This is a genomic window from Streptomyces sp. NEAU-W12 (assembly GCF_026242095.1).
In the GTDB taxonomy this organism is placed as follows: Bacteria; Actinomycetota; Actinomycetes; order Streptomycetales; family Streptomycetaceae; genus Streptomyces.
In genome coordinates, this window is sequence record NZ_JAPJDM010000023.1 from 25,959 (window position 1) to 51,869 (window position 25,911).

Annotated in this window: 20 protein-coding genes and 1 pseudogene; 12 read left to right on the forward strand and 9 right to left on the reverse strand. The window is 72.0% G+C overall.

Annotated features, from left to right (window positions below):
- Positions 1-140: 140 nt before the first annotated feature.
- The 6 genes and pseudogenes from ORI94_RS26350 to ORI94_RS26375 all read left to right on the forward strand — a co-directional run bounded on the left by ORI94_RS26350 (position 141) and on the right by ORI94_RS26375 (position 6,177).
- Complete coding sequence (locus ORI94_RS26350) at positions 141-2,345, forward strand: heavy metal translocating P-type ATPase (protein WP_266080045.1); 2,205 nt, start codon at positions 141-143, stop codon at positions 2,343-2,345.
- Positions 2,342-2,671: a metal-sensitive transcriptional regulator gene (locus ORI94_RS26355; RefSeq protein ID WP_266080047.1), complete on the forward strand. Its 330-nt coding sequence runs from the start codon at positions 2,342-2,344 to the stop codon at positions 2,669-2,671. Before ORI94_RS26350 ends, ORI94_RS26355 begins: the two co-directional genes overlap by 4 nt.
- Positions 2,672-3,017: 346 nt before the next feature.
- Complete coding sequence (locus ORI94_RS26360) at positions 3,018-3,767, forward strand: SDR family oxidoreductase (protein ID WP_266080049.1); 750 nt, start codon at positions 3,018-3,020, stop codon at positions 3,765-3,767.
- 629 nt (positions 3,768-4,396) lie between these two features.
- Positions 4,397-4,975, forward strand: a complete 579-nt coding sequence (locus ORI94_RS26365; protein ID WP_266080051.1) for a DUF6461 domain-containing protein — start codon at positions 4,397-4,399, stop codon at positions 4,973-4,975.
- Positions 4,976-5,122: 147 nt separating this feature from the next.
- A pseudogene (locus ORI94_RS26370) lies at positions 5,123-5,552 on the forward strand (transposase); the annotation flags it as partial.
- Between the two features lie 190 nt (positions 5,553-5,742).
- On the forward strand, positions 5,743-6,177 hold the full coding sequence (locus ORI94_RS26375) for a hypothetical protein (RefSeq protein WP_266080230.1): 435 nt from the start codon (positions 5,743-5,745) through the stop codon (positions 6,175-6,177).
- Positions 6,178-6,272: 95 nt separating this feature from the next.
- Here ORI94_RS26375 and ORI94_RS26380 read toward each other — a convergent pair whose 3' ends face one another.
- Positions 6,273-6,539 carry a hypothetical protein gene (locus ORI94_RS26380; protein ID WP_266080053.1) on the reverse strand — a complete coding sequence of 89 codons (267 nt, stop codon included), beginning with the start codon at positions 6,537-6,539 and terminating at the stop codon, positions 6,273-6,275.
- 31 nt (positions 6,540-6,570) lie between these two features.
- Positions 6,571-6,906 carry a hypothetical protein gene (locus ORI94_RS26385; RefSeq protein WP_266080055.1) on the reverse strand — a complete coding sequence of 112 codons (336 nt, stop codon included), beginning with the start codon at positions 6,904-6,906 and terminating at the stop codon, positions 6,571-6,573.
- 350 nt (positions 6,907-7,256) lie between these two features.
- On the opposite strand from ORI94_RS26385, the gene ORI94_RS26390 reads away from it, so the two are divergent.
- Positions 7,257-7,955: a tectonin domain-containing protein gene (locus ORI94_RS26390; protein WP_266080057.1), complete on the forward strand. Its 699-nt coding sequence runs from the start codon at positions 7,257-7,259 to the stop codon at positions 7,953-7,955.
- Positions 7,956-8,349: 394 nt separating this feature from the next.
- Here ORI94_RS26390 and ORI94_RS26395 read toward each other — a convergent pair whose 3' ends face one another.
- The 5 genes from ORI94_RS26395 to ORI94_RS26415 are packed head-to-tail and all read right to left on the reverse strand — an operon-like array spanning position 8,350 to position 13,543.
- Positions 8,350-9,036: an ABC transporter ATP-binding protein gene (locus ORI94_RS26395; protein ID WP_266080059.1), complete on the reverse strand. Its 687-nt coding sequence runs from the start codon at positions 9,034-9,036 to the stop codon at positions 8,350-8,352.
- Positions 9,029-10,012, reverse strand: a complete 984-nt coding sequence (locus tag ORI94_RS26400) for an ABC transporter ATP-binding protein (protein WP_266080061.1) — start codon at positions 10,010-10,012, stop codon at positions 9,029-9,031. Before ORI94_RS26400 ends, ORI94_RS26395 begins: the two co-directional genes overlap by 8 nt.
- Positions 10,009-10,935 carry an ABC transporter permease gene (locus ORI94_RS26405; protein WP_266080063.1) on the reverse strand — a complete coding sequence of 309 codons (927 nt, stop codon included), beginning with the start codon at positions 10,933-10,935 and terminating at the stop codon, positions 10,009-10,011. The genes ORI94_RS26400 and ORI94_RS26405 overlap by 4 nt, the downstream gene beginning before the upstream one ends.
- A 5-nt stretch (positions 10,936-10,940) precedes the next feature.
- Complete coding sequence (locus ORI94_RS26410) at positions 10,941-11,909, reverse strand: ABC transporter permease (RefSeq protein ID WP_062193778.1); 969 nt, start codon at positions 11,907-11,909, stop codon at positions 10,941-10,943.
- 20 nt (positions 11,910-11,929) lie between these two features.
- Positions 11,930-13,543, reverse strand: a complete 1,614-nt coding sequence (locus ORI94_RS26415) for an ABC transporter substrate-binding protein (protein WP_266080065.1) — start codon at positions 13,541-13,543, stop codon at positions 11,930-11,932.
- A 1,046-nt stretch (positions 13,544-14,589) separates the two neighbouring features.
- Between ORI94_RS26415 and ORI94_RS26425 the strand changes: the two genes are divergently transcribed.
- The 5 genes from ORI94_RS26425 (at position 14,590) to ORI94_RS26445 (ending at position 19,113) form a co-directional block, all read left to right on the forward strand.
- Positions 14,590-16,356: an ATP-binding protein gene (locus ORI94_RS26425; RefSeq protein ID WP_266080067.1), complete on the forward strand. Its 1,767-nt coding sequence runs from the start codon at positions 14,590-14,592 to the stop codon at positions 16,354-16,356.
- Positions 16,357-16,447: 91 nt separating this feature from the next.
- Entirely contained in the window at positions 16,448-16,906 is a 459-nt protein-coding gene (locus tag ORI94_RS26430) for a roadblock/LC7 domain-containing protein (protein ID WP_266080215.1), read from the forward strand.
- A complete protein-coding gene (locus tag ORI94_RS26435; protein WP_266080069.1) occupies positions 16,903-17,259 on the forward strand; it encodes a DUF742 domain-containing protein in 357 nt (118 codons plus the stop codon). The genes ORI94_RS26430 and ORI94_RS26435 overlap by 4 nt, the downstream gene beginning before the upstream one ends.
- The gene (locus ORI94_RS26440) at positions 17,240-17,857 is read left to right on the forward strand and encodes a GTP-binding protein (RefSeq protein WP_266080071.1); all 618 of its coding nucleotides are present in this window, start codon (positions 17,240-17,242) and stop codon (positions 17,855-17,857) included. The genes ORI94_RS26435 and ORI94_RS26440 overlap by 20 nt, the downstream gene beginning before the upstream one ends.
- Positions 17,854-19,113 carry a cytochrome P450 gene (locus ORI94_RS26445; protein WP_266080073.1) on the forward strand — a complete coding sequence of 420 codons (1,260 nt, stop codon included), beginning with the start codon at positions 17,854-17,856 and terminating at the stop codon, positions 19,111-19,113. The genes ORI94_RS26440 and ORI94_RS26445 overlap by 4 nt, the downstream gene beginning before the upstream one ends.
- A 268-nt stretch (positions 19,114-19,381) precedes the next feature.
- Here ORI94_RS26445 and ORI94_RS26450 read toward each other — a convergent pair whose 3' ends face one another.
- Together ORI94_RS26450 and ORI94_RS26455 are read right to left on the reverse strand one after the other, a co-directional pair.
- On the reverse strand, positions 19,382-20,608 hold the full coding sequence (locus ORI94_RS26450) for a cytochrome P450 (RefSeq protein ID WP_042171345.1): 1,227 nt from the start codon (positions 20,606-20,608) through the stop codon (positions 19,382-19,384).
- Between the two features lie 200 nt (positions 20,609-20,808).
- Positions 20,809-25,836, reverse strand: coding sequence for a DNA repair ATPase (locus ORI94_RS26455; RefSeq protein ID WP_266080076.1), 5,028 nt, complete (start codon positions 25,834-25,836; stop codon positions 20,809-20,811).
- Between the last annotated feature and the right edge of the window lie 75 nt (positions 25,837-25,911).

The following is a 25,911-nucleotide window of genomic DNA, read 5'->3' on the forward strand; positions in this document are numbered from 1 at the left end:
TGGTCACGGTCTGCTCCCGGAATGACGTGCCGCTCGGTTCGCGGGGATGTCCTGGAGGGTGTCGGCCGTGGCGTGCACCAGGGCGGCGGCGATGGTGGCGGTGCCCCACAATTCCCACCGGTCAGTTCGGCGCCGACTGGGTGCCTGGCCGGCTGCTCGACCACTGGCTGCAGCTCGCGCTGATCACGCCGGTGATGTTCTACACCGGCTGGCCGATCCACTCCACCGGCTGGCTGACCCTGAAGCACCGCGGCGCCGACATGAACTCCCTGATCACCCCGGGGACCACGGCCGCCTACGGCTACAGCCTGCTGGTCACCCTCGCCCCCGGCCTCCTGCCCGAGGACGTACGGGAGGTGTACTTCGAGGCGGTCGGGGTGATCCTCACCCTCATCCTGCTCGGCCGCCTGCTGGAGGCTCGCGCCAAGGCCGGCACCGGCGAGGCCATCCGTTCCCTGCTGGGCCTCCAGGCCCGCACCGCCCGTGTGATCCGCGACGGCACCGAGGCCGAGATTCCGGTCGGGGACGTCGCGGTCGGCGACGAGGTGGTGATCCGGCCCGGGGAGAAGGTCCCGGTCGACTCGGTCGTGCTGTCCGGGACCTCGGCGGTGGACGAGTCGATGGTCACCGGCGAGCCGATGCCGGTCACCAAGCACGCCGGGGACACGGTCATCGGCGCCACCGTCAACACCACCGGCTCCCTGCGGGTACGGGCGAGCAAGGTCGGCGCCGACACGATGCTGGCCCAGATCATCCGCCTCGTGCAGCAGGCCCAGGCGTCCAAGGCCCCCATCCAACGGCTCGCCGACGCCGTCTCCGCCTACTTCGTCCCGGCCGTCATCGCCATCGCCGTCGCCACCTTCGCCCTCTGGTACACCATCGGCCCGGCCCCAGCACTCACCCTGGCTCTGGTCTCGGCGGTGGCGGTGCTGATCATCGCCTGCCCGTGCGCGCTCGGGTTGGCCACTCCGCTGTCGGTGATGGTCGGCACGGGCAAGGGGGCCCAGGCCGGCATCCTCATCCGCTCCGCCGAGGCCCTGGAGACCGCCCACAAGCTGGACACGATCGTGCTGGACAAGACTGGCACCGTGACCGCGGGCAAGCCCGCCCTCACCGACGTGCACACCGCCGACGGCTTCCAGGACGAGGAGCTGCTCGCCCTGGTCGCAACGGCCGAGGCGGACAGCGAGCACCCGCTCGCGGGCGCGATCGTCGCCGGCGCCCGGGAGCGCGGCCTCACCCCGCTTGCGGCGAGCGGCTTCGACTCGGTCACCGGCAAGGGCGTGAAGGCCACCGTCGACGGCCACACGGTCCTCGTCGGCACCGCCCGGCTGCTCGCCGATGGCGACATCGACACCGGCGCCCTCACGGAGGTCGCCGCCGGCTTCTCCGCCGAGGGCAGGACTCCGGTCCTGGCCGCCGTCGACGGCCGGCCCGCGGGCGTTCTCGCCGTCGCCGACACCATCAAGGACGACTCCGTCCAGGCCATCGCCGCCCTGCACCGGCTCGGCCTGCAGACGGTCGTCATCACCGGCGACAACGCCCGCACCGCAGCCGCCATCGCCGCCCAGGTCGGCGTACGCCGTGTCCTGGCCGAGGTCCTGCCCGAGCACAAGGCCGACGAGATCCGCCGACTGCAGGCCGAGGGCCGCACCGTGGGCATGGTCGGCGACGGCATCAACGACGCCCCCGCCCTGGCCGCCGCCGACGTCGGCCTGGCCATCGGCACCGGCACCGACGTCGCCATAGAGGCCGCCGACATCACCCTGGTCTCCGGCTCCCTTACCGGCGTCGTCACCGCAATCCGGCTCTCCCACGCCACGATGCGCAACATCCGGCAGAACCTGTTCTTCGCCCTGATCTACAACACCGTCGGCGTGCCGCTCGCCGCCGGCGCCCTCTACCCGCTGTGGGGCATCCGCCTCAGCCCGATCATCGCCGCCGCCGCGATGGCCCTGTCCTCCCTGTCCGTGGTCACCAACGCATCCCGCCTGCGCCGCTGGCACACCAGCCCGCTGCCGGCCGCCACGGCACAGCCGGTCGAGCCCCGGGTGGAATCCGCAGCCGACCGAACCCCGGCCCTCACCGCGACCGCAGCACACGAGCATCACCACCAGCCCGAGCCCGCCGTCGGCGAAGAGCCACAGCCCGGCATCGAGGACAGAGCGGTCGACCCGGTCTGCGGCATGCACCTGAACCCGTCAACCGCCACCGAACGCCGCGACACCGACAACGGCAGCTACTTCTTCTGCTCCGCGCAGTGCGCAGCCGCCTTCGACGCCCACCCGGACCACTACCTCGCACCGGCGGGGAACAGGGCACCGGAAGAAAACGAGAGCCGATGACCACGGCAGGCACTCACCTCCCGCCGTCCCCGCCAGGCGCCGCGCCACCGGGCTGCACCGACCACAAGAACGATCACCTGACCCGGCTGAACAAGGTCGAAGGCCAGGTACGCGGCATCACCCGCATGGTCGGGGAGGACCGCTACTGCCTCGACCTCCTCACCCCGATCAGCGCCGTCACACGAGCCCTGCAGGAGGTCGCCGTCGGCCTGCTCGACGACCACATCCGGCACTGTGCCCACGATGCCGTCCGGACCGACGACGCCGCAGGCGAAGCCGAGCTCGACGAACTCGTCCTCTCCCTGCGCCGCACCCTGCGGCTGTGACCGCCTTCGTGACCCGACGAGTGCCTGGGCGACCGCCCCGATCAGGGCAACGCCGTGACGAGTCCCAGCGGGCTGACCAGACCGCCGTGCCGTCGCCGTGCTCACAAGTGGGCCGACAGCCGCCACACGGACGTCATGATCAGTCTGCTGAGACCGCGGTGCCTGGTCGGCATCGGTGCACAGCACCGCCGGTGTCCGTCCGAGGACCAAGCTGTCGGTGGCTCTCAAAGCGCCGCCGGCTCTGCAACCCGGTACACCGGCCTCTTCGGCACATGCCACCGTGAGCCGGTCGTGCCAGCGTGGAAGGAGAAGCGGCAGCAACCCCAGGCCATCAAGGAGGCCGCAAATGAACAGGCTCACGGGGCGGGTAGCCCTGGTCACCGGAGGGGCTCGTGGGATCGGTGAAGCCGTCGTGCGTGCCTTCGCAGACGAAGGCGCCTCCGTAATGATCACCGACGTGCTGGACGAAGCCGGCCGCGCTCTGCAGGAGGAGACAGGCACGGCAACCCGATTCTGCGTGGCGGACGTGACCAGCGAGTCCGCCTGGGCCTCGGCCGTCGCTGAGACCGAACGGACATTCGGACCCGTCTCCCTTCTCGTCAACAACGCCGGAATCGTCGAGTTCGGCTCGATCGAGGAAACCGACCCCGCTGTCTTCCGTCGCGTCCTGGACATCAACCTCTTCGGCCCCTGGCTCGGCATGCGCGCGGTCGCGCCGTCGATGCGCCGCGCCGGCGACGGCGTCATCCTCAACGTGTCATCGACAGCCGGCCTCATGGGGTATGCGTCCCTGGGAGCCTATGTGGCCAGCAAATGGGGTCTGCGTGGCCTGACGAAGGCCGCCGCACTCGATCTGGCCAGCGATAACATCCGCGTCTGTTCCATCCACCCCGGCCCCATAAGTACCCCCATGACTGCCGGGATGGATGACTCCATCACCGTTTCTCAGCCCATCCCACGCTTCGGCACACCACAGGAAGTGGCACGGATGGCCGTCTTTCTGGCCGCGGACGCCACCTACTCCACCGGCTCTGAATTCGTGATCGACGGCGGCGCCACCACGGGCAGCATGATCCTCAACTCCGAACAGGACTGAACTCGCGTACCTGGAACCATCACCGACCACCTGTCGCCCCAACTGAGGCGGCCCACAAGGAACCGTTTCTCGAGGAAACGATCAAGGGCGTGACCACCCTTGCAGTGAGTTGGGCCGAGACGAGGCACGAACGGCCGCGTGCCCCCAGTCACCGTCACCAGGTCAACTTCGCCTGCACAACGGCAGCCTGCTGATGGGCTGCAGTGCAGATCCCACGCTCGCCATGATCGTTCCAAACGCGGAGTCCTTCCCCCTCGCCCCTCTGCGTGAATCACACGGCCGCCAGGGCCGGGAACAGACTCTCTCATTCCACTGTAGGCAAACGCACTCGCCAGCTTTCTTGAGGATTCGAAACAATCCGAGTTTCCGGAGGGTGCACTGTCTCATGAGACACATGGATCACGGAGAACTCCATATGCCAACTGGTGTGTATCGGGGACCATCCCCGCGGGTGCGGGGAGCAGACGAATCCGGAGCGCACCGCGTGAGCGCCCCGGGGACCATCCCCGCACCCGCGGGGACGGTCCCCGCTGATTTGGTCATGTCAGCCTTTATCGCCTGGAGTTCGGGCGTGTGTCGTACTGTTGGTGGCTGCCAGGCGGATGCTGACCGGGAAGGCACGGGTCGTGATGGCTTCCCGGTTGTTCGATGTGCTGGGAACCGAGTGGTTCTGCGTGACCGCGGTCCGAGGCCTGGGGGAGGCGGGCGTATTGGCCCGGCTGGGTGCCGTCGGCTCGGATCCGTTGCCCCGGTGTCCCATCGACGGTGTGGTTGAGCACTTCGGCCCGGACAGTTGGGCGGTGCGGGTTTACTGTCCGACGGGGTCGGGTTGGGCGTATGTGTTCGATGCGTTCCCCCAGGTGGGTGTCACATTCAGGGAGCCGGTGCTCAAGGAGTTGTCCAGGGGCACGGAAGCGGTGTCCGTGTGGAAGTTCCTCGACGGCACCACTCGCGTGGCGCACGCCCGTGACGGGGAGATCCTCGCCCTGTTCGACTCGTGGAGGTTCGACCCAGCGTCCGGGAAGGAGCCGGGCCGGCTCAACCGGGCCCTGGAACGGGTTGGTTTCCTCCTGGACGAGCCGGGTGACGACCTCTCCGACCCGGCTGCTGCTCTGGAGGCAGTGGAGAGCGAGTTCGGTCTGACGGTGGACCCGCAGGAAGTGGCGGGGCCGCTGCCGACGGTCGTCGTTCCCGTACGGGTCGACTGACCAGCCGGCAGCGGGCGCCGGTTAGCCTCGGGCTTTCACGAGGTGGGCTGTCCGAAGCGTGATCGAAAACGCGAGAAGTACTCCTGACCTGCAACGATAGGGCTTGTCGAGGGTCCAGATCGTGCCGTGGGAAGAAGCACTTCTCAGGTGAAGAAGCGTATCGGGGCGTACCCGCGTGTCCGCATCGAGGGCGGTGGTCCCTCAGGCCGGAAGCGTGCTGGTCGAGACCGTCCGCAAGGTCGGCTTGGACACCGCGACATCAGCGGTGCTGGCGCCGTGGCGGAAGGCTCGGGCGGTGCACGATCCGGGCAGGACCGTGCTGGATGTGGTCCTCGCAGTCGCACTGGGCGGGGGCTGCCTGGCCGATGTCGGGATGCTGCGGGCCGAGCCGGCCGTGTTCGGCCCGGTGGCCTCCGACCCGACCGTCTCCCGCCTCATCGACACTCTGGCCGCGGCAGGCCCGAAGGCCCTGACCGCGATCCGGTCAGCACGAACCGAAACGCGCGAGCGCGTCCGGAGTCTGGCCAGAGCCTCGTCGCCGGACACCACCGGGCAGGTGATCGTGGACCTGGACGGGCCGGAGCCGTGGAACCCGGTGCCCACCCGGCGCGACAGCCGGGCCGTCGACCCACCCACCATCGACTCGGGAACGCGAAAGGGCCCACCGACTCCGTCGGCGGACCCTCACGAAAGATCGAGGTTAGGGTTGCCCCGTAAGGGCTTGAGCTGCGGGAACGGCGGGACAGACAGCCGTTGCGGGCGAGGTGGTGGACCTTCGAGACACGGTCGCGAAGGTAGATGAAAGGGTTCTGGTGCCGGAGAAGTCCTCTCCGCTGTGGTGGCTGTTCGCCACGATCAGTGTGGTTTTGTATCTCGCCGTGATGTTCCCCGGCATGGTGAACCGGCAGCAGAAGATCTGGGTGTCATGCGGTCCGGTGGCAGCGTTCCTGGCGACCGCGGCTTACAGCGCCCACTACGACCGGTCTCTGAACGAGCTGCTTCCCGTCTACTGCGGGGGGATGCTGGGCATCGCCCTGGGGGCCGTGGGCCATTGGAGGGCCATGCGCGACTTCATGACGTGGCGTGCGGAGAATCCAGGCAAGCCTGATGACGAAGGGCCAGGTATTCCCTGGATGCTGCAGATGGCGTTCACTCTTCCGATTTTTCTCGGTGGCGCGTTCTGGTACATGAACGCTTACTGACCTGAGCGGTTGACTTCGAGGTTCGTCAGAGCGAGCAGGGCGCGCAGGAGGCGGGTGGCGCGGGCGGGACCGGTAAGGAGTTGACAGAGGTTCCGTCAACTCTTGAGGAGGGACGAAGCCATGCTCGACCGGCGCCCGCCCCACAGCGAGGACGCGGTTGGCTTCCTTCTGACCGGGGTGAGTCTGTGGGTGCGGCCGGCGGTGTAGCCGGTGACGACCACAGGGTCACGGATGCCGTTGTCCAGGCCGCGGAAGCCGAGGGCGGCCAGCGCTCCAAGGCCGGCCGCGCGCAGGTGGGTCAAGATGTGGTCACGGCGGGCTGCGGTGTTGTCGTGAGTGCGGCTGGGCCTGGCGGCGGACATCCAATCCAGATCAGGCGCCCCTTTTCCTCGGTCAGGGCGAGGAAGCGCAGGCCGTGGCTGCGGTGCTTGCCATGACCGGTCCGGCGGCGAGGATGCGCTGGTAGTCCGGCGGGAGCGTGTTCTCCTCCGTGTCCGGTGCGTGGTGCGGGAGCAGCATCGCAGCCCGTCCACCCACCTGCCCAGGCGCCGGCGCGGCCGAGGCGCGCTCGTCGGCGAGTTGCTCGCTCACCCGCTCGAGGACACGTTCGGCAACGGCGGGTTCGTCCCCCTCCGCCCGTGCTTCCGCCAACTGTTGGGCCAGATGTTCTTCGAGTTCGTCCAGTTCTGCGCGCCGCGCGCTGATCCGTTCCAACAGCTCGGGATCCATGCACAGGATCACAGAAGGCCACCCGACCGCACGGGGCAGGAACAGGTGAGCCGACCAGGCCCTTCCGCCTCCTCCGGCACGTCGATCACCCTGGGCCGGCCTCCCGGCGCTCTCGCTCACCCGTCGGCGTCAACATGGCAATCGCGCATAACCCGCAGGTGGTACCTCTGTTCAGGTCGCCCCTTAAAGGACCACCGACCGCACAAGTCCAGCTTGAAGTACGTGGCCCATCCGGTAAACGCGGCTTTACGGACAAGAGAAGGATCATGCCGCGAGCGCGCTCGAATGCCGAATCGTTCCGTCGCGGGAGCGTCTGTATGCACCATTGCCGACGACAAGGAGCACGGGGAATGGCCAACTGGAAGCAGATCAGCGGCGCGCTCGTCCGGATCTCGGCCGGGTCGAGGACCAACGTGTGGGGCGTCAACGCGGCCGGGAACATCTACCGCCACACCAACAACGACGCCAGCCCCTGGGTGCAGATCCCCGGCGCGCTCACCGACATCGGAGCAGGAGCGGACGGCACCGTCTGGGGCGTGAACTCCGCCGGCAACATCTACCGCTACACCGGCGACCAGGAAAGCGGCCACTGGAAGCAGATCAGCGGCGCGCTCGTCCGGATCTCGGCCGGGTCGAGGACCAACGTGTGGGGCGTCAACGCGGCCGGGAACATCTACCGCTACACCAACAACGACGCCAATCCCTGGGTGCAGATCCCCGGCGCGCTCACCGACATCGGAGCAGGAGCGGACGGCACCGTCTGGGGCGTGAACTCCGCCGGCAACATCTACCGCTACACCGGCGACCAGGAAAGCGGCCACTGGAAGCAGATCAGCGGCGCGCTCAAGGCGATCTCGGCAGGCGCCCGCACCTCGGTCTGGGGGGCGAACGCCGGCGGGAACATCTACCGCCACACCAACAACGACGCCGGCCCCTGGGTGCAGATCCCCGGCGCGCTCACCGACATCGGAGCAGGAGCGGACGGCACCGTCTGGGGCGTGAACTCCGCCGGCAACATCTACCGCTACACCGGTGATCTGCCGGGCTGACCCACAACCACTCGGCATCCCGCCGGGGGGAAGTGAGGCCGGTCACGTCCCGCAGGGTGTGACCGGCCCAGCACACACAGCAATCGGCGAGCCGGCCTCCCGGACAGACGATCTACGCCGGAGACTGCCGCCCACAGCCAGCCTGAGTGCTACGGAGGGCCGTCACACCAGCCCCCTGACCAGCGTCTTCAAGTTGGCGAAGGCTCAGTGCGCGACAACTGCTCCCCGCACCCGCAGGGATGGCCCCCTCGATCACGGCCGCCTCGACTGGGCCGGCCTCTGCTCCCCGCACCCGCGGGGATGCTGCCGGGATGTGCAGCTCGGCGCCGGTCGGTATCGCGGTGCCGCGGAACTGCTCCCCGCGTTGCAGGTCCCAAGGAGGCCTCGTCCTCCCCTACCGCGTGCCCGCCGTCGCCTTCTCCGGGGAGACCACCGTGTTCCAGTGGACCGTGCGGTCGCACCAGTGGTCGAGGAGGACGTGGTCGTGGCCCACGGCCAGGAGGCCGGCGCCGGTTTCGGTGCGGTAGGCCTCGACCACCGCCACCAGGGCCGCCGTCGTCGACGCGTCGAGCATCGCGGTCATCTCGTCGCAGATCAGCCAGCGGGGGCGGAGCACCAGTGCGCGGGCCAGGCAGGCGCGTTGGAGTTGGCCGTCGCTGACCTCGTGCGGGCGGCGGGTGAGGAGGTCGGGGGTGAGGCCGACGGTGGCGGCCAGGTCCGGGACGCGTTCGGGGACGGTGGCGCGGCGGCCGGTGGCGCGCAGGGGTTCGGCGATCAGGTCGGCGAGGCTCAGGCGGGGGTCGGCGGAGAGGCGGGGTTGCTGGAAGACCACGCCGAAGGTGGTGCGCAGGTCGCGCGGGGCGCGGTGGCGCCAGTGGCGTACCGGGGTGCCGTCCAGGAGGAGGGTGCCCGCGTCGGGGCGGTGCAGGAGGGCGGCGACCCGGGCCAGGGTCGACTTGCCGCAGCCGCTGGGGCCGAGGAGGCCGACGGCCTCGCCGGGGGCGACGGTCAGTGAGGCGTTGCGTACGACGGGGGCCGAGCGTCGGTCGTAGCCGGCGGTGATGGCGCGCAGTTCAAGCACGGGCGTTCTCCGGAGCGGGGCTGGCCTCGACGACGGGGTGGTGGCAGGCGGCCGTGGTGGTCAGGGGTGGGAGGGTCGTGCAGGTGGGGGTGGCCCGGTCGCAGCGGGGGGCGAAGGCGCAGCCTTCGGGGAGGGCGCCGAGTTCGGGGGGCATGCCGGGGATGGGGGTGAAGGCGCGGTCGGGGAGGGCGTTCAGGAGGCCTCGGCTGTAGGGGTGGTGGGGGCCGGGGGTGCCGAAGAAGGTTTTCGCGTCGGTGAGTTCGACGATGCGGCCGGCGTACATGACGGCGACGCGGTCGGCGATGCGTTCGGCGGCGGCGAGGTCGTGGGTGATGACCAGGAGGGCTCGGTCGCCGGTGGCGTCGACGTGGCCGCGGAGTTCGTCGACGGTGTGGTCGACGAGGTCGCGGTCGAGGCCGGTGGTGGGTTCGTCGGCGAGGAGGAGGGGTGCGTCGCCGACGAGGGCGAGGGCGGTGGCGGCGCGCTGGGCGAGGCCGCCGGAGAGTTCGTGCGGGTGGCGGTCGAGGTGGTCGGCGGGGAAGGCCGCGCGGGCGGCGGCCTTTTCCCCGGCTGCGCGCAGGGCCGCGCGGCCGCGTACGCCGGTGAGTGCGGCGACCGTCTCCTCCATCTGGGCGCGGATGGTGCGGACGGGGGTGAGGTGGGCGGCCGGGCTCTGCGGGATGAGGCCGATGCGCCGGCCGCGCACGGTGCGGGCGAGGGTGCGTTCGTCGGCGGCGAGCAGGTCGAGGTCGCCGAGCAGGGCGCTGCCCGCGGTCTGCGCGTTGGCGGGGAGCAGGCCGAGGAGGGCGGAGGCGAGGACGGACTTGCCGCAGCCGCTCTCGCCGATCAGGGCGAGGCATTCGCCGGGGACGACGTCGAAGTGGGCGTCGGTGACGGCGGCGACGGGGCCCGGGCCGGGCACCAGGAAGCGCACCGACAGTCCGCGGACCGACAGCACGGGGGGGCGCTCGGTCACAGCATGAGCTCCGATCGGCGGCGGGGGTTGATCCGTTCCCGCCACACGCCGGCGAGTCCGGCGATGGCGAGGGTGGGGATGATCAGGAAGAGGCCGGGGAAGAGGGTGGGCCACCACTGTCCGGCGAGCAGGGTGCCGCGGGCGCCCTGGATGAGGGTGCCGAGGCTGGCGGTGTGGGTGGGCAGGCCGAGGCCGAGGAAGGACAGTGCCGATTCGTGCCACATGGCGTGCGGGATCATCAGGACGGCGGCGAGTCCCGCCTGCGGCAGTACCCCGGGCAGCAGGTGGCGCAGGACGACCCGGCGGCGGGAGGCGCCGCCGGAGACGGCCGCGTCGATGTACGGGCGGGAGCGCAGGGAGAGGACCTCGGCGCGGACGATGCGGGCGGTGGACAGCCAGTGGGTGGCGGCCACCGACACCACCACCGGCCAGACGCCGGGCCGGAACATGGCGACGATGAAGATGCCGAGCAGCAGGTGCGGGACGGAGGAGATGGTGTCGACCAGGCGCATGACGAGGCGGTCGACCCGGCCGCCGAGTGCTCCGGCGGTGGCTCCGACGGCGGTGCCGATCACGGTGGCGGTGAGTGCGGCGACGACTCCGACGAGCAGGGAGACCCGCAGGCCGTAGACGCAGCGCAGCAGCAGGTCGCGGCCCACGTCGTCGGTGCCGAAGGGGTGGGCCCAGCTCGGCGGGAGGAGCTTCGAGGCGAGGTCGACGGCCTGCTGGTCGAGCTGGACCAGCGGGGGGACGAGCAGGACCGCGAGGGCCGTGAGGCCGACCAGAGTGGCGGAGACGCGCAGCCGCAGGGTGTGGGTGGAGCGGCGCGCGGTGCCGCGTGAGCGCCACACCGGTTGCCTTGCCGGGCCGGGTGTCGTGCCGGCCTCGGTGCGGGCCGTCGTGCCGGCTGTGGATTCAGTCATCGCCATCACATCTCACCGAGCTTCACCCTCGGGTCGGTCAGTCCGTACAGGAGGTCCGCCAGGAGGTTCCCGGCGAGGACGGCGGCGGTGGCGAGGGTCGTCAGCGCGGCCAGGAGCGGGAAGTCGACGGCGGTGGCCGCCTCGACGGTGGCGGCGGCGATGCCGGGCCAGCTGAAGACGGTCTCCACCAGCAGGGCGCCGGTGATGAGTTCGGGTACGCGGGAGCCGATCAGGGTGAGGACGGGCAGGAGTCCCGAGCGCAGGGCGTGGCCGAGCAGGACGGTGCGTTCGCCGAGGCCGCGGGCGCGGGCGCCGCGTACGGGGTCCTCCGCGAGGGCGTCGCCGACGCCCTGGCGTACGTACAGCGTGAACCAGGGGAGCTGGGAGACGGCGAGGACGCCGGCGGGGAGGATCAGGTGGTGTGCGACCTGGCCGGCGGTGACGTGTTCGCTGCCGGTGTCGGTGAGGCCGCCGGCCGGGAGGACGTCGAGGTGGAGGGCGAACAGCCAGACGGCGAGCAGGGCGATCCAGAAGACCGGCGCGGCCTCCAGGGAGTACGCGAGGGAGGTGACCGTGCGGTCGAGGGGTGAGCCGGGGCGGCGGGCGGCGAGGACGCCGAGCAGGGTGCCGAGCAGGACGGCGACGGCGAACGCGGCGGTGCACAGCAGTGTGGACCACACGATCCGCTCGCCGATGGCCTCGGCGACGGGCTGGCGCAGCACGCTGGACTGGCCGAGGTCGCCGGTGACGGCGGAGGTCAGCCACTGCCACCACTGGGCGGCGAAGGGGCGGTCCACGCCGAGGTTCTCGCGGAGCCGGTCCAGGGTCTCCTGGTCGGCTCCGAGGGCGGCGGTGCCGGCGTAGGCCTTGACGGGGTCGAAGGGGGAGGCGGCGGCGATGGCGAAGACGCCGAAGGTGACGACGAGCAGGACGGGCACGGCGAGCAGGGCCCGCCGTGCCACGAGGCGGGCCATGGGGCCCCAGGGCAGTGCGGTCACTTCTTGGGCTGCCAGTTCTCGGCGTTCCACCAGGGGCCGCTGGCGAAGCCGTGCTCGTGCGGTTCGACCTGGGTGGTGAGTCCGTCCCAGCGGTCGGCGAGGACGTAGAGGTGGTCGATGTGGGTGAGGAAGGTGTAGCCGGGGTTCTCGACGAGTTCGCGCTGGAGGTCGTCGTAGGCGGCCTTGCGGTCCTCGGGGTCCTGGCTGCGGCGGCCGGCGCCGAGGGCCTCGTCGACGGCGGGGTTGTCGTAGTGGGCCATGTTGTTGAAGCCGTCGCCGGCGAGGGAGGAGTGGAGCAGGGTGTAGAGGCCGAAGTCGGGGTCGCCGGTGCTGCCGAAGCCGGCGAGGACGGCGTCCTCGCCCATCCGGGGTTCGATGACCTCCCAGGTGGCGCCCTCGACCCTGACGTCGATGCCGGCCTTCCTGGCGTCGGAGGCGTAGGCGAGGGCGTGGTCCTGGCGGACCTTGTCGCCGGAGGGGTAGAAGAGGGTGAAGGCGGCCCGGACACCGTCCTTGGCGCGGATGCCCTCCGCGCCGTCCCGGCCGGTCTTCCAGCCCGCCTCGTCGAGGATGCTGCGGGCCTTGTCGAGGTCCTGGGGGCGTTCGATGTCCTTGGTGTACCAGGGGTCGTCCAGGGGCAGCGGGCCGTAGGCGGGGCGGCCGGCTCCGTCGAGGATCTTGTCGACCATGGCCTCGCGGTCCACGGCGAGGTCGAGGGCGCGGCGGACCGCGGTGTCGCCGGTGACCTTGTTCGCGGTGGGGAGGGTGACGGCGCGGAAGTCGTAGGAGGTGGCCTGGTAGGTCCTGAGGCCGTCGTCGTTCCTGAAGGTGGCGGCGAGGTTGGGCGGGAGGGTCGCGCCGTCGAGGTCGCCGGAGCGCAGGCGGGTGGCGCGGACGTCGTCGTCGGCGATGATCGCCATGGTGAGCTTCTTCACCTTCGGGGCGCCGCCCCAGTAGTCCGGGTTGGCCTTGAAGGTGAGCTTCTCGCCCTTGCTCCAGCCGGTGAGGACGTACGGTCCGGTGCCGACCGGCTCGGTGTTGAAGGCGCCGGTGTTGGGGTCCTGGCCGGCGGTGATGTGCTCGGGGACGATGGGCAGCACGGTGCGGGCGGCGAAGGCCGCGTACGGGTACTTGAGGGTGAAGACGACCGTGTCGTCACCGTCCGCGCGGACCTTCTCGACGGCGTCCAGTTCGCTCTTGGCGGTGTTGTTGGTCCTGTCGTCGAGGACCGTTTCGTACGTGTGGACCACGTCCCGGGCGGTGAGGGGTTCGCCGTCGCTGAACGTCACGCCGGAGCGCAGGGTGTAGGTGTAGGTGCGGCCGTCGTCGCCGATCTCGGGCAGGGCCTTGGCCAGGGCCGGCTTGAGTTCCAGGTCGGCGTCCCGGGCGAGCAGCCCGTCGAAGATCTTGGAGTTGCCGTCCTTGCCGTAGCCGAGCAGGGGGCTGAGGGTGTCGGGTTCGGAGGGGACGCCGATCACCACGGACTCGGCGGACCCGCCGCCCGCGCCGGCGTCCGGGCCGCCGGTGGGGGCCGAGCAGGCGGCGGCCAGCGTGAGCGCGGCGGCTGTGGCCGCCGTGCCGGTGGTACGCCGTATTCGTCGGGTCGTCATCGAACCTCACACCTCTGCTGACTGAAATACGTTGTTGCATATTAATTGCAGCAAGGTTCTGCCCAGGGCCCCGGCCCCTCATGCCGACGCTTCGGGGAGCAGCGGCCGCAGGGGACCGTCCCCCGCCGCCGTCGCACGTGGACGTCACACGTGGACGTCACACGTGGACGTTCGTCCGGCCCTTGGGCCGGGCGGCGCCGGGCGCGGTGGCGATGCGGCCCCGTGTCCTGATCCCGGACGAGCCGGCCGCGGGCCTCGGCCCCGACGGCCGGGAACGGCTGCTCGCCACCCTCGACGGGCAGCGTGAGCGGGGCACCACGGTGTCGTCGTGGCCACCCACGACATGGACCCCGCCCTGCGCCGGGCCGGCGACGCGGCGCCGCTCCCCCCGTCCGGGGTGCCGTACCGGCCCGATGGCCGGGAAACCGGCCCGCACGGACCTCCTCGCGGCGGCCGGGCCGGGGCCCCGTGGGGAGGGGCGGCCGCGCACCTGCTGCGCGCGTGGGGGCTGCCGGCCTCCGGGGCACCGCCCCTCGCGCCCCGGAGGAGCCGGCGGCGGTGGCCGCGACCTGCCGGCGGAGCGCTCCGCCCCCTGACCACATCATCCGGAACGTCCCCCTTACGGGCGATCCCGAGGACCCCGCGTCGTGAACCCGTGCAATCGCAACAGCAGCTCAGTGCCGTACAGTTGGCCGAAAATCGGCCACCGGGCGGCAGCGCGAGTACGCCGAACCGACCGGGAAGCGGAGGGCGTTGCGGATGCGAGGGACAAGCGGTACCCCTGCGTCCAAGCCTCCCGGGCGCGCCGGTGGCCGCTCGGCAGCCGTACCACGCGGCCATGTCCCACCAGCATATTCACGACGAAATCGGCTCCGACGGCGGACCACGTGCGCAGACAAGGTTCCCCACACATCCGGATGACTAGCATGGGGCCAGTTTTCGTCCGGACGACGGTCGTCCTTTTGGCGGATCCGTCCCGGCCTGCGGTCGGCGCGCGTGCCGTCGGCTCTTTTTCCTCCCGCACTCGAGTACCGAGGGACCGCTGAATGTCAGTGCCTGCACCGCCCAGTCAGCACCGGCCGGAGAAGGCGCCACAGGCCTCGCCGGCCGTTCCCGCGATCGTCCTGGTGGTGAGCGCGGCTGCCGCGGGGACGGCGGTGGCGATGGCGCCCGCCGCTGCCACCACGTGGACGCTCGTGTCGGCCGCGGTCGCCTGGTGCTGCGTGGCCGTCGCGGTCCTCGTCGGCGCCCTGCTCGTCGGCCGGGCCCGGCGGGCGGCCTGGGAACGGGGTCGCGAGACGGACCAGCTGAGAGACCGGCTGGAGCAGCTCAACGCCGAGTCGGCGTACCTGGTGAACGTCACGATGCCGGCCGTCGTCAAGCGGTTGCGCGACGGAACCGACGTGGGCGACGCCCTCACGAGCGCGGCCCCGCCGTCCGACCCGCAGCTGCGGCGGATCATGCACGCCTTCGCCACCGCCTGCGCGGAGTCCGTCCAGCACGCCGGGACCCTGAGCACCGAACTTCTCCAGGCCCGGCAGGAACTGGACGAGATCGCCGCCGAAGTGGAGCGGCTGACGCACAAGGAGCTGCCCGCCGCCGTGGCGAAGCTGCACGAGGGCAGCTCGGCGGACACGGTGCTCGCCGAGTTCGAGTGGTCGCACGCCCCGATGCTCCGGGCCCCCGCCGAGTCGTTCGTCCGGGAGCTGGCCCGCAGCGAGCGCCGGGCCGCCGCCGCGCAGGCCACCTCGGCGAAGTCCCTGAGCCGCGTCCAGGCCAAGGCGGTCAGCATGCTCGCCGACCTCAGGGAGATGCAGGAGCGGCACGGCGAGGAGGTCTTCGGTGATCTGCTGAAACTGGATCACAGCACGTCGCAGCTGGGCCTCATGACGGACCGCCTCGCCTTGCTGATGGGCGGCCGGTCCAGCCGGGCGTGGAACAAGCCGATCGTGATGGAGAGCATCCTGCGCGGCGCGGTCGGCCGGATCGCCGCCTACCGGCGGGTGCGGCTGCACTCGTCGAGCACCGCGGCGGTCTCCGGGTTCGCGGCGGAGGGCGTGATGCATCTGCTCGCCGAGCTGATGGACAACGCCGCCAACTTCTCGCCGCCGATCGACGAGGTCCACGTGTACGTGGAGGAGCGCAGCGCCGGCATCGTCGTCACGATCGAGGACAGCGGCCTGAAGATGGCGGACGCGGCGATGCGCCACGCCGAGGAGGCGGTGGCCGGCCTCCTGCCCGACCTCGCCTCGCTGCAGGGCACGCGGCTCGGTCTCGCCGTCGTGGGGCGGCTGGCGACGAAGTACGGCATCGACGTCAACTTCCGGCCGTCCTCGCGCGGCGGCACCGGCGTCGTCGTCCTGCTGCCCCCGCAGCTGCTCGCCCAGCAGCGGGACCCGGGCCCCGGGCAGGCCGCGGCCCGCCCGCTCGCCGCCCCGCCCGTGGCCGAGGCCACGCCCGCGGCCCCCGCCGCACCTGCGCCCGCGCCCGCCGCACCGCCCGCCGTGGAGATGCCCCGCACCGCACCGCCGCGGCCCACCGCCGAGCGGCCCGCCGCACGGCCGAAGATCCCCGGACAGGGCAGGTCCCAAAGCGCCACGCCGAACGGGCTGCCCGTCCGCAGGCCCGGACGCACCATGGCCGAGGCGGAGCGCGAGCGCGAGCAGCGCCGGCCCTCCCCCGGCCCTGCGAACGGCACCCCGGCGGACGGTCCGGCACGCGACGCGGGCTCCCGCTTCGGTGCCTTCCACCGGGGACGCCAGTCCGGGAACAAGGCCGGCGAGCCGGAATCCGGGCCGTCCGCTTCCTCGTAGGCCCACGCCCCCGTCCCCCCGTACGGCGCCCGGGCATCGGCGTCCCATCCCCCCCTCCCCGCTCGAGTTCGTGAGATTGGAGAAACGGGCGGTGACCGGTCAGCCCGGCACCACCGTCCCGACACCCACCATGCAGACCACCGACAACAGCCTCACCTGGCTTCTGCAGAGTCTCCTGGAGCGCACGCCCGGCACCCGGCACGCGCTGGTGCTGTCCCGGGACGGCCTCAAGCTGTGCTGGTCCGAGCATCTGTCGCTCGACCAGGCCGACCAACTGGCGGCGATCTGTTCCGGAATCCAGGCGCTCGCCCAGGGCGCCTCCGTCGAGTTCGGCGACGGGACCGGCGGGGTGCGTCACTCCATGACCGAGTTCCACGGCGGCCTGCTGTTCATCGTGGAGGCCGGTGAGGGGGCGCACCTGGCGGCCCTCGCGGACGAGAGCGCCGACCCGAGCGTGGTGGGCCACCAGATGACGGAGCTGGTCGAGCAGATCGGGGAGCACCTGCGGGCCGAGCCCCGGACGTCCGCCCGGGGAAGTGCCACGTCGTGATGCGCAGGCCCGTGGACACCGGTGACCCCGACCGGCTCTACCTGGTCACCAACGGACGCAGCCGCAGCGATGACGCGTTCGACCTGGTCACCCTCGTGGTCAGTGAATGCGAGCCCACCCCCGGAATGCAGTCGGAGCACGCCCGGATCCTCGAGCTGTGCCGTCATCCGACGGCCCTGGTCGAGATCGCCGCGGAGCTGAGCCTGCCGATCACCGTGGTGCGGATCCTGCTCGGCGACCTGCTCGCCACGAGCCGCATCACGGCCCGCCATCCGCACGCGGCGAAGGCCGTCGCCTCGCTCCCCGATTCCGCCCTTCTCCAGGAGGTTCTCCATGGGCTCCGCAACATCTGAGCTCCCCTCCCGCCGCACGCCCCTGGCCGACGCCGCCGAAACCGGTCTGAAGATCGTCATCGTGGGCGGCTTCGGCGTCGGCAAGACCACCCTGGTCCACTCGGTCAGCGAGATCCGGCCGCTGACCACCGAGGAGGTCATGACGCAGGCGGGGATCGGCGTCGACGAGCCGGGCGAGGGGACGACGAAGACCACCACGACCGTGGCGTTCGACTTCGGGCGGATCAGCCTCAACGAGCGCATGGTGCTCTACCTGTTCGGTGCTCCGGGGCAGGAGCGCTTCTGGTTCCTGTGGGACCGGCTGTTCTCCGGCACGCTGGGCGCGGTCGTCCTCGTCGACACCCGGCGGATGGACGACTCCTGGTACGCGATCGACCGGCTCGAGCACCACCGGACGCCGTTCGTCGTCGCCGTGAACCGGTTCGAGGACGACGAGAACCGGTATTCCCTGGACGAGATACGGCAGGCGCTCGCCCTGCCCGAGCACGTGCCGCTGATCGACTGCGACGCGCGGAGCCGGCATTCCGGCAAGGACGTACTGATCACCCTCGTGGACCACCTCTACGCACTGGCCATGGCCCGGGAGAAGACACCGTGACCGACACCGGATCCCCCGCTCGGCAGGCCCCGCCGGGCTGCCCCGCCCACCCGGGCGCGGTGCGCCTGGCCGGGCTGGAGTACCAGCAGAGCCCGTCACAGCTGTACCGGGCACTGCGCCGTGAGCACGGCGCGGTCGCTCCCGTACTGCTCGACGGGGACATCCCGGCCTGGCTGGTGATGGGCTACGCCGAGGTCACCTATGTGACCCGGCACGACGACCTGTTCGCGCGGGACTCGCGGCGCTGGAACCAGTGGCCGAACATCCCGCCGGACTGGCCGCTGCTGCCGTTCGTCGGATACCAGCCGTCGGTGCTGTTCACCGAGGGCGACGAGCACCGGCGACGGGCCGGGGTGATCACCGAGGCGCTGGGCGGCGTCGACCAGTTCGAGCTGGCCCGCAACTGCCGGCAGATCGCCGACCGGCTCATCCCCGAGTTCGCGGGGAGCGGGCGCGCGGAGCTGATGAGTCAGTACGCGCACGCCGTGCCGGCCCGTGCCGTCGTGCAGATGTGCGGGATGCCGCTCGGCGCCACCGACACCCAGCAGCTGGTGGACGACCTGCGCATTTCGCTGGACGCGGCCGAGGGCGACGACCCGGTCGCCGCGTACGGGCGGGTGGCCGAACGCCTCACGCGGCTGGTGAAGGAGAAGCGGGAGCGGCCGGGCCCGGACGTCACCTCGCGGATGCTGCTGCACCCGGCGGGGCTGACCGACGAGGAGGTCGTCCAGGACCTGATCTCGGTGATCGCCGCCGCTCAGCAGCCCACCGCGAACTGGATCTGCAACACGCTGCGGCTGCTGCTCACCGACGAACGGTTCGCGCTGAACGTCTCGGGCGGCCGGCTCAGCGTGGCCGACGCGCTCAACGAGGTGCTGTGGCTGGCCACGCCGACGCAGAACTTCATCGGCCGGTGGGCGGTGCGGGACACACAGCTCGGCGGGCGGCAGATCCGGGCGGGCGACTGCCTGGTGCTCGGGCTGGCGGCGGCCAACACGGATCCGCAGATCTGGCCCGACGGGCACGTCGGTGCGGAGAACTCCGCGCATCTGTCGTTCAGCAACGGTGAGCACCGCTGCCCCTACCCGGCCCCGTTGCTGGCCGACGTCATGGCGCGCACGGCCGTCGAGACGTTGCTGGACCGGCTGCCGGACCTGATGCTCGCGGTGGAGGCGAAGGCCCTGTCCTGGCGTTCGTCGATCTGGATGCGAGGGCTGTCGGCGCTGCCGGTGCAGTTCACGCCGGTGGTGCATTAGGGCCTGGGGCGGAAGGCGCGTCGTCGCCCGAGGGGCGGTCGCACGGCGTCACGGGGCCCCTGCTCGGGCGAAGCCGAGAGCTTCGGGGAGGCGTGCTCCCGGCGTGCCGCCCGGAAGCCCCCGTACCGGGCGTGCCCGGGCTTTCGGGCGGTGCGGCGGGGGCTCGTGCCGGGCGTCGCACGGCAGGTGCCCCTTCCGCCGCAGGCCCCGGCGGGCGGTGCGGACGGACGGGCTCCCCGGGGGCGGAGCCCGTGTCCGTCCTCGGGGGTCAGTCCGTGAGCGGAGTGAAGCGCACCGGCAGGGACTGCGGTCCCCGGGTGAACACCCCCTTCTCGACGGGGTCGAAGCCGTCGGCGAGCCGTACGTCGGGCATGGCGTCGAGGAGCTGGTTCACGCCGATCTCGACCTCGGCCTTGGCGAGCAGGGCGCCCACGCAGAAGTGCCGGCCGAGGGCGAAGGCGAGGTGGTCGGCGGCGGCCGAGAAGGCGGTCGTGGTGGTGAGGTCCTCGCGGAAGACGTCGAAGCGGTCGGGGTCGCGGTACCGGCTCTCGTCCCGGTTGGCGGCGCCGATCAGGCAGGTGACGGTGGCGCCGGCCGGTATGGTGCCGCCGCTGAGGGAGACCTCGGTGGCCGACTGACGCATGATCATGTGGACGGGCGGGGTGTAGCGCAGCGTCTCGGCGAACGCGCTGGGGATGAGGCTGCGGTCCTCGCGCACGGCGGCGAGCTGCTCGGGGTTCAGCAGCAGGTTCGCGAAGATGCCGGCGATGGCCTTGTCGGTGGTCTCGCCGCCGGCGGCGAGCAGCAGGCTGCAGAACGCCTTGATGTCCTCGTCGCTCATCGACACGCCGTCGACCTCGGCGGCACACAGCGTGGACAGCAGGTCGTCGCCGGGGTCGGCGCGGCGCTGCCGGATGATCGGGAGCATGTACTCGGCGAACTCGCTCCGGGTCCGCTCCCCCGCCGCGGCCACCTCCGGGTCGCCGGAGAGGTTGCCGAGGAAGGCGATGACGGAGGTGTACCAGCGGTGGAAGCGTGCGTGGTCGGCCTTGTCGAGGCCGAGCATGTCCGCGATCACGTTGACCGGGAACCGGGTCGCGTAGTCGGTGACCAGGTCGGCGGAGCCGGTGTGCCGGAAGGCGTCGATGAGCTCGCGCGAGTTGCGCTCGATGAAGGGGAGGAACTTCTCCTGGAGGTCGCTGCCGCGGAAGGCGGGGGCGACCAGGGCGCGGCGCACGGCGTGTTCCCGCCCACTGAGCTGAAGGATCGTTTTGCCGTGCACCGGCTCGATCTGCCAGTCGTAGTTGTCGGTGGTGAACTGGTTGTTCTTGTCCTTGAAGACGCGCTCGACGTCCTCGTAGCGCGAGACGATGTAGCTCTGGGTGGCCTCGTGCCAGATGAGGGGTGCGCTCTCGCGCATCACGCGGTAGGCGGGGTAGGGGTCCGCGGCGAACTCGGGTGAGAGGATGTCGGGCACCTGCTGCGCGGTGGACATGAAGCTCCCTGGGATCCAATAACTGATGTAGCGCACAAGGTTATTGATCATTCATCGACCGGGACAGTCCTGCCCTGGGTCCTCTTGGGCGTTTGGCGATCGTTGGCCGAAAGTCGCCCTGCGGGAAACGTGCCCCGTGTCCTGTGTCCCGGGCACCCGGGCGCCCCGGTCCGATCCGGTCCCGGTCCGGTCCGGTCCGGTCACAGGTCTCCCTCCTCCGGTGACGGCCCCGGTGCGGGAGGCGGCGTGTGCCGGGCCGGCGGCCCGGTCATGAGCCGGCGCGGGTCGGCGGCCCGGGTGATGGCCGATTCGACGGCGGCGATGCGGTCGCCGAGGAGGGCGAGGGCGGCGACGGCGCGGGTGAGGGCGGCGGCGTCGGGTCCGCCCGGGGCGTGGGTGCGGACGTGGGAGGCCTTGACCTCGGTCCAGCGGGCGGCCTGCGCGGCGGTGAGCGTGCCGCGCAGTTCGGCGAGCTTGAGCAGGTTCGCCTCGGCGCCGGTGGTGAGGGTCTGCGCCTCGGCCGCGTAGTGGTCGTCGACGACCGCGGCGAGTTCGGCGTCGTTCATGACCGGCTGGATCCGCTGGGCGATCTTGTTCATGTTGCGGTAGGAGCCCTGGAGCCGGAACGGCGGTTCGCTGCGGGCGTCGTCGGACTGGGCGGCGGAGGCGATGTAGGCCTCGTTGACCGCGAGGACCGTGCGGCGGGCGGTGAGCAGGTGGCGCAGGACGGCCAGGACGCGGTCCAGTTCGGTGGGCGCGTACGGGTGGGTGAGCCGGTCGGCGTGGGCGGTGGGGTCGCCCTCGGCGAGGCGGATCAGCAGGTCGAGGTCGCCGCGGTCGCGGCCGGCGAGCGGGGCCAGGACGGTGTTGGCGGTGAGGGCGTTCTCGACGAAGCTGGCGGCGAAGGCGTCGTCCTTGCCGGTGAGGACGTCACCGAGGTTCCACACGTCGGCGCGGTTGGCCAGCATGTCGGGCACCCGGAAGAGGTCGCCGGACTCGGTGTAGGGGTTGCCGGCCATGCAGACGGCGAAGCGCTTGCCCCGCAGGTCGTAGGTGCGCGGCGCGCCCTCCCACACGCCCTCCACGCGGCGGGTGGCGTCGCAGAGCGGGATGAACTTCTGGAGGAGTTCGGGCGAGGTGTGCTGGATGTCGTCGAGGTACAGGAGCGTGTTGTTGCCGGCGGCCAGCGCGAAGTTGATCTTCTCGACCTCCTGGCGCGCGGTGGCGTTCGGCGCCTCGGCCGGGTCGAGCGAGGTCACCGAGTGGCCGAGTGCCGGACCGCTGACCTTCACCAGGACGAGGCCGAGCCGGTCGGCGACGTACTCCATGAGGGTGGTCTTGCCGTAGCCGGGCGGGGAGACGAGCAGGAGCAGGCCGCCGGTGCCGGTGCGTCCCGACCCGCCGGTGGTGCCGAGCTGTTTGGCGAGGCTGTCCCCGACGAGGGGGAGGTAGACCTCGTCGACGAGGCGGCCCCGGACGAACGACGACATCACGCGCGGGCGGTGGTCGTCCAGGCGCAGCCGGGTGCGCTCGGCGGCGACCAGGGCGGTGCGGCGGCGCTGGAAGGCACGGAACGCCGGGGCGTCCCGGTCCCTGAACTCCTCGGTGCGGGCGAGGAACTCGTCCAGGCGGAGGGTGAGCCGGCGGTCGGTGATGCGGGGGTGGGTGCCGAGCAGGCCGTCCACGGTGGCGGTGAGCGGCGCGTCGGACTCGTGGCGGGGCACATCCGGGCAGAGTTCGGCGGCGACGGCTTCGGCGAGGTCGCCGGGGGTGAGGTGGCTGCCGGTGGCGGCGGTGTACGCGGTCAGCCAGGCCTCGACGAGCTGACGGCGGGAGGAGAGCCCGGAGAGGGCCGGCAGGTCCGCGTCGTAGGCCTCGGTGGCGACGGTGCGGCGGAACTTGTCGAGCAGGGTGCGGGTCTGCGCGCTGATGACGAACCCGTCGGGGCCGGTGGTGAGTTCGTCGAAGAGGTAGGCGGCGGCGGCTTCCGGGCGGGCCGGCGCACCACCCGTGCCGGCGTTGCCGTCGTCCCGGTCGGCGATGCGGCGGGCGAGTTCGGCGCGCAGGTCGGCGAGGGCCGGGGGCGGGCCGAAGGCGTCGCGGACACGGGCGAGGGAGCGGGCCCGGCGGGTGAGGTCGGCGCGTTCGGGGGCGGTGGTGCCGTGCGTCCAGTGGAGCAGGGCGAGGGCGCGGGCGGCGGACTCGTGGCGCAGGAGCCCGGCCCCGTCGTGCAGGGGCAGGAGGGCGGTGATCAGGGCGGTCGCGTCGTGGTCGTGGACGCCGCGCTCGTATCCCTCGTCGTAGGCCTCCTCGGCGGCCCGGCGCACGAGGCCGGCGAGGTCGTCGGTGGCCTGCAGGGTGTCGGGGCCGTGCTCGTGCAGCAGGCGGGCGGCGAGGTGTTCGGCACGGTAGACCTCGGGCGACTCGAACGGCAGGTGCCGGTTCCAGTGGCGGCGGCCGTCGGCGAGGGCGGGGTCGGTGACGGGTGCGCGGTAGTCGGTGCCGGTGAGGGCGAAGGCGAGGCCGTCGCCGTGCGGGACGAGGGTGAGGTCGAGGGGCTGGGTGGTGACGGCGAAGCGGTGGCTGCCCAGGCGGATGGCGCGGCCGCCGTCGGCGTAGAGGTCGGTGCGGTCGCGCAGGGCGCGGGCGGCTTCCTGCCGGGCGGAGCGGAGCCGCCCGTCGAGTTCCTCGGCGCGGACCCGGTCGCCGAGGTCGCGGAGTTCGCCGGCGGTGCGGCGGACCTTGGCGACCAGGGGGTCGGAGGCGAAGTAGGTGCTGATCTCGTCGGCGCCGGCGAGGGTGGCGCAGCGGCGGGCGATGGCCTCCAGGACGCGTCCGGCGGCGGAGGCGAGTTGTTCGGCGCGGCGGGCGCGGGCGTCGGTGAGGCTCTGTTTGCGGGCGGAGAACGCCTCGTAGATCTCGGTGCGTTGGTCGGCGAGCTCGCCGAGGACGTCGTCGAACTCCGCGAAGCGGGACTCCAGGGTCTCCAGCTGGGCGAGGACGCGCGTCAGTTGTTCGTCGCAGGACTCGGGGTCGGCGGCGGCCGCGAGGGCGCCGGTGACGGTCTGGCCGAGCAGGGCGAGTTCGGCGGCGAACCCGGCGCGGGCCTCGCGGTCGCGCAGGCCGCGGCGGCGGGCGTCGAGGGTGGCGCGGGCCCGGTTGACGCCGCCGAGTGCTTCGGCGACGCGTTCCAGGACGGCGGTGCGGACGGTCGCGTCGCCGATCTCGAGTCCGGCGACGACCTCGGTCACCGTCCGCAGCCCGTCGGCGAGTTCGTCCAGGCGGGCGGCGACGGGGACGGCCTCGGCGGCGGTGCCGATCTGCTCGGCGTCGGCGACGAGGCGTTCGACGTCGGCGTGGTGGGCGGCGAAGGCGTCCTCATGGGCGAGGTGGGTGACCGCGCGCCGGCCGAAGGAGTCGAGGTCGCGGCCGGCGTCGGCGGCGAGTTCGTCGATGCGGGCGTGGTCGGCGTACCGCATCTCCTTCAGGGTCAGCAGATGCCCCTGGGCGTGGCGGAGTTCGGTGAGGCCGGCGACCCAGGCGGCGGCCTCGCGGGGCTGCTCGCCGCGCAGCCGGCGGACCACGGAGCCGATGCGGCCGGCCGCCTCGTCGAGCGCGGCGGCGGCGCGGCGGCCGAGGTCGCGTACGGTCTCGAACTCGGCCAGGACCTGTTCGGCGGTGGTGCGCACGTCCTCCAGCGGGCCGCGCAGGTCGCCCAGTTCGGGGTCGCCGAGCCAGTGGTGGGCGTCGGCCGTGCGGACGCAGGCGGCGACCAGGGCCTCGTACACCTCGGTCGTCGGGGTGGTCCCGGTGACCGAGCGGACCAGGGACAGGCAGGCGGAGACGCCGCGGACGAGGTCGGCGTTGCCGACCCGGTCGAGGGGGCCGTCGCCGACGGGCCGGCCCGCGGCGTGGGTGTCGGAGACGTAGGGCGAGTGCCACAACTGGAGCGGGTGGACGCGGGCGGGTTCGTCGCCGTCGGGCCGCAGCAGGGTGAGCGCGCCGTCGTCGAAGAGCGCCCAGCCGTGGCAGCTCAGCGGTGCGGCGACCTCCTTGCGGATCACGTTGTAGGACAGGAGCAGGGCGCGGCCCCGGCCGGGGGCGTGGAAGGCGTACAGCACGTCCTCGCCGTTGGGCGAGCGCACCTCCCGTTCGAACGCCATGCCGGTGGTGTCGAGTTCGTACGTCTTGTGGGTGCCGGCGGCGAGGCAGTAGCCGCCGGGGAAGACGATGCCCTGGTCCTCGGGCAGGCGCCGGCACCCCTGGCCGATGCCGTCGAGGCGGACGACGGTCCGGGTGAGGGTGTTGAAGACGAGGTGGCGGTACGCGGTCTCCTTGTAGGGCAGGACGCGCAGCAGGATCAGCGCGCCGACACGGGCGTGGGCGATCTCCGCGTCGGCGAGGGACTGGAGCGGCTCGTCGACCGGTTCGGTGTGGATGCCGTCGGCGGTGTCGGTGTCGTTCTCCGTCTTGACGGTGAGGGTGCCGCCGAGGGTGTCGACGAAGAGCTCGCCCTGGACGCCGACGTGCGGGTGCCGGCCGACGACGTGGTCCTCGCGGGTGGTGCGGGTCCACGCGATGTCCGGGTCCGGGGTGCGGGCGTGGTCGCGGTCGCCGCGCGCGTCGAGGAAGGCCGCCCGGCCGTCCTCGGACACCGACCAGCGCAGGACGCGGATGTCGCCGGCCTTCTCACCGGTCTGGAACACGGCGAGGAGTCTGCCGTCGACGCGGCGCAGCCGCAGCAGGCGGGCCTGGCGGTAGTAGCGGTGCAGGGCCTTGAACTCCCGCAGGAAATCCGGGTCGTCGAGGAGTCCGGGCACGGCGTCGGCGGGCAGCCGGCTCAGGTCGCGGTCGTGCGCGGCGAGGACGTCGCCGACGGCGGTGTCCGTCTCCGGGCGGGGCCGGGCGCCGTAGCCGAAGAGGAGCACGTCGCCCACGGCGACGACGTCGCGGGGCACGCTGGTGCGGTCGGTGCGCAGCCGTTCGGTGCCGGTGAGGCGCAGTTCGGCGGTGCCGAAGGTCTCGATCCGGAGCCGGTTCAGCTCCTCGGCGCGACGGGCGAGTTCGGCGGCCCGCGCGGTGAGGCGGTCGCGCAGCACCTGATAGGTGCCGCCGTCGACGGCCTCGTGGGCGGCGGTGGCGGTGCCCGCCCCTGCCGGGTGGTGCGCGCCCTCGGCGGACTGCCGGGCGGCGCCCGTGCCGGATGTCTCGTGGGTGCCGGTGGTCATGGCTGCCTCTTGCCTTTCGGACGGGAGCGGTCGGGGAGCCGCCGTCCCCTGTGCGGCGGCTCCCCGACCCGGGGG